The following is an 11796-nucleotide window of genomic DNA, read 5'->3' as shown; positions in this document are numbered from 1 at the left end:
GCCACGGTCTCGGCGCGGGCGGCACGGACTCGCGGATGTCAGGCAAGCGCGCTCAGGCGTGCAGGTGCCCGTAGCGGTGCTTGGTGCGGGAGATCGCCTGCTCCCGGGTCACCGTGCGCAGCTCCAACTCGGGGTCGGTGAACACCGGCGCATCGATGAGGGTCACCTCGGCCTGCACCGCGGCGCTCCAGGTGCCCGACGGCGCGGACTCACCCCGGGCGCCGATCCACCGGATCCGCTCGGTGCTGGTGCCCTGCGCCACCCGGGCGGCGAAGTCCTCCTCGGTCTCGGTGCGCCAACTCACCACGCAGGCCGGTGAATCGGCCGGTTCGGCGGTGACCGGCAGACTCGGGTCCACGCTCACCACGACCCGCTGCACCCCGACCGTCTCGGCCGCCGCCAGCGCCCGGCGCAGGTCCCAGCGCGAGGACCCCGCCGCGGCGCGCACCGTGATCGCCGGGAAGGGGCGGTAGCGCAACGTGTTCTCCTGCGAGGCCAGGCCCGTGGGGTCGCTGCCCGCCAGTGCCTGGGCCGCCCAGGCTGCGTCCGCGGCGCGCACCTCGGCCAGGTCGATCGCGTCGTCGGTCAGCGCCGCCCGCTGCGACCAGCGCTCGGCGTCCTCGCTCCACGTGCCGAGCTGGGCCACGTACCCGGGGCCGCCCGCCTTGGCGCCCGGACCCATCACCGAGGCCTTCCAGCCGCCGAAGGACTGCCGCTGCACGATCGCACCGGTGATGTGGCGGTTGATGTAGGCGTTGCCCACCTCGACCTCCTCCAGCCACTGCGCGATCTCCTGCGCATCCAGGGACTGCAGGCCCCCGGTGAGACCGAAGGCGACCTGGTTCTGGATGTCGATCGCCTCGGTCAGGGTCGCGGCGGTCATCACGCCGAGCACCGGGCCGAAGCACTCCGTCAGGTGGAACCAGGAGCCGGGGCGCACACCCGAGCGCACGCCGGGCCGCCACAGGTGCCCCTGCCACTGCTCGCTGCCCGCCGGCGCGGGCAGCTGCTGGGGCGCGATGGCCCACCGCTCCCCCGGTTCCAGCGTGGTCAACGCGCGCTCCAGTTTCCCGCTGGGGGCCTCGATCACCGGGCCCATGCCCGTGCCCAGGTCCTGCGGCACCCCCACACGCAGGGAGGAGACGGCGTCGAGCAACTGGTTGCGGAAGCGGCGGGAGGTGGCCATCGACCCCACCAGGATCACCAGGGACGCCGCGGAGCACTTCTGCCCCGCGTGCCCGAACGCGCTGCGCACCACATCCGCCACGGCCAGGTCGATGTCCGCGCTCGGGGTCACGATGATCGCGTTCTTCCCCGACGTCTCCGCGTACACGGCCGGCCCGCCCGGGCGCTCGGCGCGCCAGTCGGCGAACAGGCGAGCCGTCTCCATGGCGCCGGTCAGGATCACCTGGTCCACGCCGTCGTGCGTGATCAGGTGCTTGCCCACCTCATCCTCCGGGACCCGCAGCACCTGCAGCGTCTCGGGGTCGTGGCCGGCGGCGGCCAGCGCCTCCCGGATCACGTCCGCGACCACCTCACCGCACCGGGTGGCGCTCGGGGAGGGCTTGAGGATCACCGCGGAGCCCGCCGCGAGCGCGGCCAGCAGCCCGCCCGCGCAGATCGCGACCGGGAAGTTCCACGGCGGGGTGACCAGGGTGACCGGCACCGGGGTGAAGGTGGCGTCCACATCCGCCAACGCCAGGGCGCTGCGGGCGTAGTAGCGGGCGAAGTCGATCGCCTCGGTGACCTCCGGGTCGCCCTCCCCGGCGGTCTTGCCCGCCTCGTGCGCCATCACCGAGAGGATCTCCCAGCGTCTGGCCTCCAGCCGGTCCGCGACGTCCGCGAGCACGGCGGCCCGCTGCGGCGCGCTGACCTGGCCCCAGACCTCGGCGGCGGCCTGCGCGAGCGCGACCACGTCGTCGACCTCCTCGAGCGAGGACGCCTGGGCGCTGGTGGGCGTCAGGTCGGGGCGCGAGGCCATGGCGGCGGTGGCCTTCTCCCGGATGATCGCCACGGACGGGTCGGCGTCGGCCGCGTTGCGGAAGGGCTCCTCCAGCGGCGGGACCGGGGCGGGCTCGCCCCGGCGCCGGGGCGTGGTGGTGACGCTGGCGGCGCCGCGCACGGAGGCGACGAACCGCTCGCGCGCCTCCTGCTGGCCCTCCTGCGTGAGGCTCTGATGCAGGTAGTTCTCCGGGGAGGCGTTCTCCTCCAACCGGCGCACCAGGTAGGAGACGGCCACGTCGAAGTCCGCCTTGGCCACCACCGGGGTGTACAGCAGCACGGTGCGCCCGATCGTCTCGCGCACCGCGCGGGACTGCGCCGGGGCCATGCCCTGCAGCATCTCGATGTCCAGGGCGTCGCTCACGCCACGCTCGGTGGCCAGCAGGTGCGCCAGGGCCAGGTGCGGCAGGTTGTGACCGGCCACGCCGATGCGCAGCACGGCCGCCACCTCGCTCTGCAGGGCGCGCTCCATCATCCGCACGTAGGTGGCGTCGCTCGCGGCCTTGGAGACGTGCGGGGCCTGCGGCCAGTCGTGCTGCTCGGCCTCCACCCGCTCCATCGCGAGGTTGGCGCCCTTGACCAGGCGCACCTTCACGCGCTTGCCGCCGGCGGCGACCCGGCGGCGGGAGATCTCGATGATCCGCTCCAGGGCCGCCGGGGCGTCCGGCAGGTAGGCCTGCAGCACGATCCCCGCGTCCAGGTCGGCGAACTCCTCCTCCGCGAGCAGCGCCTCGAACACCTCGATGGTGAGGTCGAGGTCGTGGTACTCCTCCATGTCCAGGTTCACGAAGGCGCCGCGGCGCACCGCCTCGCGGTACAGCGGGCGCAGCCGGGTCAGCACCCGGGCCACCGTGCCCGGGGAGTCCCAGTGGGAGATCTGCGAGACCAGGGAGGAGACCTTGATCGAGACGTAGTCCACGTCGCCGCGGCGCAGCAGCGCGATCGTGCGCTGCACCCGGGAGGCCGCCTCCTTCTCCCCGAGCACGGCCTCACCGAGCAGGTTGATGTTCAGCCGGTAACCCTCGCTGCGGGCGCGGGCCAGGCGCTTGGTCAGCGCGGCGTCCTCGGCGTCCACCACCAGGTGACCCACGAGCTGACGCAGCCGCATCCGCGCGGCCGGCACCACCACCTCCGGGGCCAGGGGCGCCACCTTCTGCCCGACGGCGAACAGCGCCCGGTCGCTCGGCGTCAGGAACGCCGCGGCCGCCTCGGCCGGCAGGTGCGCGAGTTCACGCGCGGCGACGGCCGGGTCCTCGGGGCGGGCCACCCGGTCCACGAACGCCACCGCCAGATCGAGCCCGGCCGGGTCCGCCACGAGTTGGGCGAGGGTGTCCGAGGCCGCGTTCTCCGCCTTGCTCGCGCCGGCGCTCGCGGCATTCGACCACTGCTGAGCCAGCGCCAGTGCCGGCTCCACCAGGTGCTCCATCGCAGCCGGTGCATCGCTCTCGCGTACCTGCGCCCGGGTCTTCTCCTTCGCCACGTCCAACCTCCTTCACGTGCCAGTACCCGGCACTCCCGGGCGCCCCTAGTTCATCACCGATTCGGTGTGATGCGTGACACGGTCCGCTCACCGATTGCTCGGCCGCTCGGGGACCCGATGATCCGTCACGAGACCGTAACGCCCCACTATCAGGCGGGACATGCCGCACTGCCAGGATCGGGGCATGGCACAAGGAGGCGACGTCCGGCTCGCAGCGCTCAATGCGACCCATTGGGAGCAGGTGTACGCGATCTACGCCGCCGGTATCGAGACGGGCCACGCGACCTTCTCCGACACCCCACCCACCTGGGCGCAGTTCGATCGGGAGAAGCTGCCGATCCTGCGCACCGTGGCGCTGGACGGCGATGGGCGGGTGCTCGGCTGGGTGGCCTGCTCGCCCACCAACACGCGCCTGGTGTACGTGGGGGTGCTGGAGGTCTCGATCTACGTATCGCCCGAGGCACGGGAGCGCGGGATCGGCGGGAAACTGCTGCGCAACACCGTCCGGGAGAGCGAGGATGCCGGTTTCTGGACCCTGCAGTCCGCGGTGTTCCCGGAGAACGCCGCGAGCATCCGACTGCACGAGTCCGCGGGGTTCCGGGTGATCGGCACCCGCGAGCGCGTGGGGAAGATGACGCACGGCCCCATGGCGGGCGTCTGGCGGGACACGGTGCTGCTGGAGCGCCGCTCCCCCGTCGTCGGCTCCTGACCCACCCCTTCGCGAGGCAGTTCTGCAGGCACCGCGAGGTGGTTCTGCAGGCACCGCGAGGCAGTCGCGCCCCTACGCCTCGCCCTCCAGGGTGAGGTCGACCTCGAGGCCGGCGGTGACCGACCGCGAGACCGTGCAGAGTTTGTCGACGGCGGTGCGCGCCGTGCGCAGCATGCGCTCCCGGCGCTCCGGGTCCATCTGGGAGGCCGCCACAACGAGTTCGACGGCGATCCGCTCGTACCGGTTCTCCTCCGCGTTCTTGTGCCGTGTGGCGCCCACCGACAGCGCGACCTCATCGCCGAGTTCGGAGGTGATCCGCCGCTCCGCGCTCATCCCGGTGCACGCCGCCACCGCGATGGCGAGCAACTCACCCGGGGAGAACACGCCGTCCTCCCCCTCCGGCCCGACGGCGACGCTCGCCCCCCGCTCGTTGCGGCCCTCCCACCTGTGGTCACCCAGGTACCGGGCGAGAAGGATCGGGTCGGGGGCTGCGTCGTCGGCCATGGCGCCATCCTGACACCGCGGTGCTGCGGGGCGAAAGGGCCCCGCGAACACCAGGGAACCGCCCTCGCAGTACCTGCAGAGCCACCTCGTGATGCCTGCAGAAACACCTCGTGGTGCCTGCAGAACCACCTCGTGGTGCCTGCAGAAACACCTCGCGAACGGGACGGGAGAACCTCGCGGACGGGTGGCGGGGAGGGGGCGTCGCGCGCCTACCATGTGGCATGACGTCGCAGCCCCGGCCGCCGTACGAGGACCTCCTGGAGCGCGTGCTCACCCAGGGCACCCCCAAGGGGGACCGCACGGGCACCGGCACCCGCAGCATCTTCGGCGCCCAACTCCGCTTCGACCTGTCCGAGGGCTTCCCCCTGGTCACCACCAAGCGGGTGCACCTGAAGTCCGTGGTCCACGAGCTGCTCTGGTTCCTCCAGGGGGACAGCAATGTGCGCTACCTGCAGGAGAACGGGGTGCGGATCTGGAACGAGTGGGCCGATGCGGACGGCGACCTCGGCCCCGTCTACGGCGTGCAGTGGCGCTCCTGGCCCACCCCGGACGGCGGACACATCGACCAGCTCGCGGGCGTGATGGAGCAGATCCGCCGCAACCCCGACTCCCGCCGACTGCTCGTCTCGGCCTGGAACGTCGCCGACCTGGATGCCATGGCGCTGGCGCCCTGCCACGCCTTCTTCCAGTTCTACGTGGCCGACGGGCGCCTCTCGCTGCAGCTCTACCAGCGCAGCGCCGACATGTTCCTGGGCGTGCCGTTCAATATCGCCTCCTATGCGCTGCTGACCCACATGGTGGCGCAGCAGGCCGACCTGGCGGTCGGGGACTTCATCTGGACCGGCGGGGACTGCCACATCTACGACAATCATCTCGAGCAGGTGCGCACCCAACTCGCGCGCGATCCCTACCCGCTTCCCCGCCTGGAACTACGGCGCGCGGACTCCCTGTTCGACTACACCTTTGAGGACATCTCGGTGCACGGGTATATCCATCACCCCGCGATCAGCGCTCCCGTGGCAGTGTGAAGGTCCCCCCAACGAGAGGTGACGACATGCTGGGCATGGTCTGGGCGCAGACGCCCGCGGGAACGATCGCTGCCGACGGCGACCTGCCGTGGGACGTGCCGGAGGACTTCGCGCACTTCCGCGAGACGGTCGCCGGGCACCCGGTGATCATGGGGCGCACCACCTGGGAGTCCATGCCGCCCTCGATGCGCCCCATGCCGAACAGCCGCAGCGTGGTCGTCACCCGCAACGCGGAGTTCGAGGCCACGGGCGGTGAGGTCGTTACCTCCCTGGAGGCCGCGCTGGAACTGCTCGCCGAGCCCGCGGACCTGGAGGAGGTGTGGGTGATGGGCGGCGGCCAGATCTACGCCGCCGCGCTCGCCTACGCCGATGAGCTCCTCGTCTCCGAGATCGACGTGGAGGAGCCGGAGGGCGACCTGACGCCCGCTCCCTCGATCGAGGAGGGGTCCTGGCGCGAGGACACCCCGAACGACATCGCCGGGTGGCGCACCTCGGAGAACGGGACCCGCTGGCGGGTGCGGCGCTGGGTGCGTGCCGGCCGCCCGTGATACGACTGGCGGCATGAGAACGGGGTGGTCGACGGCGCAGTCTCGCCTCGCGCTGGCCGCCGTCGGTCTCGTGGTCCTCACCCTGGCGGTGCTCGGTGCGGCCCTGCGCGGGCCGCTGGAGATCGTGCCGCGGGGCGGCACCATCGACCCGCGGAGTGGCGAGATCGCCACCCTGGCGCCGATGCCCACCCCGACCGACGAGCAGACGGACGAGCTCGGCATCGAGGGGGTCCAACCGACCGCTCCGGTGCTGGAGATCCCCTCGTGGGTGGCCTGGGTGGCCGGCGGTCTCGCCCTGCTGTTCGTGGTGACGTTGCTGGTGCTGATCCTGCGGGCCGTGCTCGCCCGTGACTCCCGGACGCAGGAGTTCGACGAGGACGTCACCGGGGAGGCCTCGGCCGCGCCGGCACCCTTGGACCTGACGGCGCCGCTGGCGGATGCCGCCCAGGCGCTGCGCTCGTGTGCGGCACCCCGCGACGCCGTGCAGGCGGCCTGGGTCGCGCTGGAGCAGCGCGCCTCGGCGGCCCACCTCGCGCGGGGCGCCAGCCAGACGCCCACCGAGTTCGCCTCCCGCCTGACCGGCGCGACGGCGGCCGATCCCGATGCCGTGGACGCGCTGCGTCGGCTCTACCTCGCGGCGCGCTTCGGTGAGCACCCGGTGGGCGCGGAGTCCGTGGCGGCTGCGCAGGCCGCGCTCGACCGCATCGGCGCGACGTGGCGGGACTCATCGGAGAGGCCCGAGGCGCCTCAGACCCGCAGTGCACCCGCCCGCGACCGTGCCGGTGGTGAGCGATGAGGACCAGCCAGGACGAACGCGAGCGCGTCCGGCGGGAGCGGGAGCACGCCCGGCAGGTGGCGGCGGCTGCCGCGCGGCGCCAGCGCACGCGCGTGATCACCCTGATCGCCGGGGGTGTGCTCACCGTGGCCGTCGGCGTCGTCACCTATGTGGTGGCGGGCCTGACGATCGCGGGGACGCTGCTCATCCTGTGCGCCATGCTCGCCGCCATCGTGATGGTCACGATGCTCCCGGAGGTCACGGCCCCGCCGTGGCCCCGCGCGCAGGCGGTGGAGCGCGGCGGACGCCGCTCGGAGATCTACCGGCTGTCCTGGAATGCCGGGGACTCCCACCGGTCCGCCGAGCTGCTGCGATCGCGCCTGCTCGCCACCCTGGAGACGCGTGCCGCGAGCGCCACGCCGCAGGATGCGCGGGCGCTGCAGGAGATCCGAGGGGAGCTCGGCTCGGCCCGGCCCGGCATGGGTCCGGTGGAGCGCGCGCTCGACGCCCTCGACGCGTTCGACTCGCGCGACTCACGCGACTCACGCGACTCACGGGGCACCCTGTCCGCCACCACATCACACGACCCACACGGCACCGCACGTCAAGGAGCGACATGACCGACCCCACCCCTGCACCCGCCGCTGCGGACGCCCCCGCGTCCGTCGAGGAGATCGCCGAGGCCGGCGCCGCCGTGCTCGCCGAGGTGCGCACCGCCGTGGTGGGCATGCCCGCACTGGACACCGCCCTGGCGACGGTGCTCGCGGGTGGCCACCTGCTCCTGGAGGACGTGCCCGGGACCGGCAAGACGCTCGCGGCCCGCAGCCTCGCCGCGGCCCTGGGCCTGGACTTCGCCCGGCTGCAGTGCACCCCCGACCTGCTGCCCGCCGATGTGACGGGCTCCCAGGTGTACGACCCGGCCACCACGTCCTTCGACTTCCGCCCCGGACCGGTCTTCACGGGCCTGCTGCTCGCCGACGAGATCAACCGGACACCGCCCAAGACGCAGTCGGCGCTGCTGGAGGCCATGGCCGAGCGCCAGGTGACGGTGGAAGGGACCACGCACCGGCTCGCGCGCCCCTTCCACGTGATGGCGACGTCCAACCCGGTGGAGCACGAGGGCACCTACCCCCTGCCCGAGGCCCAGCTCGACCGGTTCATGACCCGCCTGGACGTGGGCTACCTCGCAGCGGAGCAGGAGACCCAGATGCTGCAGCGCCGGCTCGCCCGGCACGCCGAGGAGACCAGCGTGTCCCGCGTGATCGACGCCGACGGCCTGCGGCGGCTGCAGGCCGGGGTCGAGAACCTGCACGTGGATGCGGACGTGTTGCGCTACTGCGTGGACCTGGTCGCGGCCACCCGGCAGGCACGCGAGGTGCAGGTCGGCGCCTCCCCTCGCGGCTCCCAGGCCCTGGTGCTGCTCGCGCGGGCACGTGCCGCGATGTCCGGGCGGGACTACACCACGCCGGAGGACGTCAAGTCGATCGCGATCCCGGCGTTGGCGCACCGCCTCGTGCTCACCCCGCAGGCGTGGGCCGCGGGCGTGCTGCCGACCACAGTGATCGGCGAGCTGCTCTCCCGCGTCCCCACGCCCAGCACCACCGCGGCCGCGACCGCGACAGCCGCGGGCTGATCGCACGCCATGAGCGCCTGGTACACCACCGGCCGCGGGGCGTCGCTGACGCTCGTCGGCCTGGCCGCTGCCGTGCTGGGGGTCGTGCTCGCCCGGTGGGACCTCGCGACCCTCGGGGCGCTCGCCCTCGCGGTGGTCCTCGCAGCCCGCGCCCTGCCCGGCCGCACCGTGCCGCTCGCGCCGACCACCACCGCAGACCCTGCGAGGACAGGCGACGCGGCCGCTCACACCGACGTTGAGGCCCCGACCGCCGCCGCCGCCGACGCCGACGCCGATCGTCGCCCGGCACCGACGATCACGCTCGGCGGCTCCACCGGGGGCCGCCACGTGGGCCTGCTCCGGCTGCCCGGGCCCACCCGGGTGCGGGTGACCGTTGCCGGGTACCGGCCCGCGGCCGCGCTGCTCGCCCCGGGCGAGGTGCGGCTCTCCTTCCGCTCGGTCCACACCGGGGTGCTCCCCACGTTCCGGGTGGACTACGCCGAGGTGGCCTCCGGGCTGCGGGAACGCGGACCGGCCACTCTGAAGGCTCCCCCGTTGATCGTGCAGCCCCGGGTGCTGCCGCTGGACGAGCTCCCGCTGCCGGGCCAGTTGCTCGGCCTGACCGGGGAGCACACCTCCCGCCGCCGCGGGGAGGGCGAGGACCTGCGCGATATCGCCACCTACGCCCCCGGTGACCGCCTGCGCAGCATCGACTGGCGCGTCACCGCGCGTCGCGGCACCACGGACCCGCGGCTGCCCACGCAGTTGTACGTGCGCCGCACTCACGCCATGGCCGAGGCCGTGGTGATGCTCGTGCTGGACTCGCGCGATGACGTCTCCCCCGACATCTCCTCCTGGGCGGGGGGCACTGAGACAGTGCCACACAAGGTGACCTCGATCGATGTGGCGCGCACCGCCGTCGCCTCCCTCGCCTCCGCCTACATCGGCCAGGGCGACCGGGTGGGGCTGGCGGACCTGGCCACACGGCGGCGAGCCGTCACCCCCGGCGCGGGCCCGCGGCACCTCGCGCGGCTGCGGTTCGCCCTCGCCCTGGCCAAGCCCGAGGGTGAGCCGGCGAGACTCTTCCGGGCGCCGCAGATCACCTCCGGCGCGCTCGTGGTGCTGGTCAGCACCCTGCTGGACGACGGCGCAGCCTCCGCGGCCGCGGACTGGGCCGCCCTGGGCCACCGCGTGGTGGTGATCGACGTCCTTCCCGAGCTGTCCATGCGCGGCCTGACCAAGCCCGAGATGGTGGCTGCGCGAGTCGTGCTCGCCGAGCGCGAGACCCGCGTCAGCGTGCTGGAACGCTCCGGGATCCCCGTGGTTGCCTGGCGTCGTGCCTCGACGTCGACCGGTGCCGCCGAGCAACTCCGAGCCCTCTCCCGGGTGCCGGCATGAGCGGCGGCACGGGCGGGAGTACGGGCGGCACCGGCGGCACGGGCGGCGCCAAGAACCCGCGCGGCCCGCTGACTGTGGAGATCACGGGACAGCGACTGCTGCGGGTCGGCTGGCTGTGGGCGCTGATCGTGGCAGCGGGCCTGGGCGCGGCGCTCGTGATCCCCACCCTGTGGCAGCTCACGGTGGCCGCCGCGCTCAGTGTGGCCCTCGTGCTGTTCCTGCCGCGCGGCCAGGCCGTGGGCTGGTGGCTCGCGGTCATCGCCTTCGCCGTGGTCGCAGGCGAGCCGCTCGGGCAGCCACGACTCGCCGCGCTCCTGCTGTGCGTCCACACGGTGATCCTGGCCTCCGGGCTGATCGTCAACCTCCACCCGCGCGACGGCGTCTCCTTCGGCGTGCTGCGTCCACGGCTGCGGCTCGCGGCCGCCGTGCAGCTCCTCGCGCAGGCACTCGGCCTGGCCGGGTGGGCGGTGAGCGCGACGGTCGCCCCCTCCCCGGACGGCGCGCAGTCCCCGATGATCTGGCTCGCGGTCGTCGCCGCCGTCGCGCTGACGGCGTTGGCGATCCCCCTGCTCGCCGAGACCCGCGGCGCCGCCACGGGATGGACCCGGTTCGCCCGGGCGCGTGTGGAGATGCGCGACCCCGCCGCCTCGCGACACCTGCGCGACCGGCGGCGGCAGGCACCCGCCACCCGCGCGCCGCTGGACGGATGAGCGCGCGACGCGCGCACGTTCGCTCGTCGAGGGAGTGACGCCGGGGCGCTGATCTGGCAGGCTCGACCCATGCCGGAGCTCCCCGAGGTCGAGGCGCTGGGCGCGTTCCTCACGCAGAACGCGGCCGGGCGGCGCGTGGTGGATACCCACGTCGCCTCCATGGGTGCGCTGAAGACCGTCGAACCGCCGCTGGAGGCGCTCGTGGGGCGCACGCTCGTGGGGGCGCAGCGCTACGGCAAGTGGCTGGCCGTGCGCACCGACGCCTCCGCCCCAGACACCACCGACACCACCGACACCACCGACACCACCGACACCACCGACACCACCGACACCGAGCCGCTCTACCTCGTCTTCCACCTCGCGCGCGCCGGGTGGCTGCGCTGGCAGGACTCGATGCCGCCCGCCGAGGCCCGCACCGGCAAGCCGATGGGTCGCGCCGCCGGAGCGCTCGCGCTGCGGGTGTGGCTGGAGGAGGGCGGATTCGACCTGACCGAGGCCGGGACCCGCAAGAGCCTCGCGGTCTACGTGGTGCGTGACCCCACCGACGTCCCACGGATCGCCTCGCTCGGCTTCGACCCGGTGGGCCTGAGCGTCGAGGAACTCGTGCCGAAGTTGCGGGTGGCGGCCAAGGTCCGCAATCAGCGGATCAAGGCGGCGCTGCGCGATCAGCACCTCATCGCGGGGATCGGGAACGCCTACAGCGACGAGATCCTGCACGCCGCGAAGATCTCCCCGTTCGCACTGACCGGGACGATGCGCGAGGAGGAGCTGCAACGCATCGCCGAGGCGGTGCACGACGTGCTCGGCGGCGCCATCGAGACCTCCCGCGGCTTCCCGGCCCCCGCGCTGAAGGACGCCAAGCGCCGCGCGATGGCGGTGCACGGGCGCACCGGGGAGGAGTGCCCGGTGTGCGGGGACGTGGTGCGCGAGGTCGCCTTCACCGACTCCTCGATGCAGTACTGCGCCACCTGCCAGACCGACGGCCGCATCCTCGCCGACCGCCGCCTGTCCCGCCTGCTGCGCTGACCGCG

Annotated in this window: 11 protein-coding genes; 9 read left to right on the top strand and 2 right to left on the bottom strand. The window is 73.4% G+C overall.

From position 1 onward, the window contains the following. Positions 1-52: 52 nt before the first annotated feature. Positions 53-3481 carry a proline dehydrogenase family protein gene (locus tag ATL40_RS03555; protein ID WP_342747595.1) on the bottom strand — a complete coding sequence of 1143 codons (3429 nt, stop codon included), beginning with the start codon at positions 3479-3481 and terminating at the stop codon, positions 53-55. Positions 3482-3665: 184 nt separating this feature from the next. On the opposite strand from ATL40_RS03555, the gene ATL40_RS03550 reads away from it, so the two are divergent. Further along, a complete protein-coding gene (locus ATL40_RS03550; RefSeq protein ID WP_098468335.1) occupies positions 3666-4190 on the top strand; it encodes a GNAT family N-acetyltransferase in 525 nt (174 codons plus the stop codon). A 72-nt stretch (positions 4191-4262) separates the two neighbouring features. Here ATL40_RS03550 and ATL40_RS03545 read toward each other — a convergent pair whose 3' ends face one another. Further along, on the bottom strand, positions 4263-4694 hold the full coding sequence (locus tag ATL40_RS03545) for an OsmC family protein (protein ID WP_169925866.1): 432 nt from the start codon (positions 4692-4694) through the stop codon (positions 4263-4265). 221 nt (positions 4695-4915) lie between these two features. On the opposite strand from ATL40_RS03545, the gene ATL40_RS03540 reads away from it, so the two are divergent. The 8 genes from ATL40_RS03540 to ATL40_RS03505 all read left to right on the top strand — a co-directional run bounded on the left by ATL40_RS03540 (position 4916) and on the right by ATL40_RS03505 (position 11791). Then, positions 4916-5722, top strand: coding sequence for a thymidylate synthase (locus ATL40_RS03540; RefSeq protein WP_098468333.1), 807 nt, complete (start codon positions 4916-4918; stop codon positions 5720-5722). A 26-nt stretch (positions 5723-5748) separates the two neighbouring features. Continuing rightward, complete coding sequence (locus ATL40_RS03535; RefSeq protein WP_098468332.1) at positions 5749-6270, top strand: dihydrofolate reductase; 522 nt, start codon at positions 5749-5751, stop codon at positions 6268-6270. 13 nt (positions 6271-6283) lie between these two features. Then, the gene (locus ATL40_RS03530) at positions 6284-7066 is read left to right on the top strand and encodes a DUF4129 domain-containing protein (RefSeq protein ID WP_098468331.1); all 783 of its coding nucleotides are present in this window, start codon (positions 6284-6286) and stop codon (positions 7064-7066) included. After that, the gene (locus ATL40_RS03525) at positions 7063-7665 is read left to right on the top strand and encodes a hypothetical protein (protein WP_098468330.1); all 603 of its coding nucleotides are present in this window, start codon (positions 7063-7065) and stop codon (positions 7663-7665) included. Before ATL40_RS03530 ends, ATL40_RS03525 begins: the two co-directional genes overlap by 4 nt. Further along, on the top strand, positions 7662-8678 hold the full coding sequence (locus ATL40_RS03520) for an AAA family ATPase (protein WP_098468329.1): 1017 nt from the start codon (positions 7662-7664) through the stop codon (positions 8676-8678). Before ATL40_RS03525 ends, ATL40_RS03520 begins: the two co-directional genes overlap by 4 nt. Positions 8679-8687: 9 nt before the next feature. Then, a complete protein-coding gene (locus ATL40_RS03515; RefSeq protein ID WP_098468328.1) occupies positions 8688-10055 on the top strand; it encodes a DUF58 domain-containing protein in 1368 nt (455 codons plus the stop codon). After that, positions 10052-10765 carry a hypothetical protein gene (locus tag ATL40_RS03510; protein WP_098468327.1) on the top strand — a complete coding sequence of 238 codons (714 nt, stop codon included), beginning with the start codon at positions 10052-10054 and terminating at the stop codon, positions 10763-10765. The genes ATL40_RS03515 and ATL40_RS03510 overlap by 4 nt, the downstream gene beginning before the upstream one ends. 69 nt (positions 10766-10834) lie before the next feature. Next, positions 10835-11791, top strand: a complete 957-nt coding sequence (locus ATL40_RS03505; protein WP_098468326.1) for a DNA-formamidopyrimidine glycosylase family protein — start codon at positions 10835-10837, stop codon at positions 11789-11791. Positions 11792-11796 lie beyond the last annotated feature (5 nt).

Origin of the sequence: Serinibacter salmoneus (assembly GCF_002563925.1) — a bacterium.
Classification (GTDB): Bacteria; Actinomycetota; Actinomycetes; order Actinomycetales; family Beutenbergiaceae; genus Serinibacter; species Serinibacter salmoneus.
Note: the sequence above shows the minus strand (reverse complement) of the source record. Positions and strands in the feature narration are given on the sequence as shown.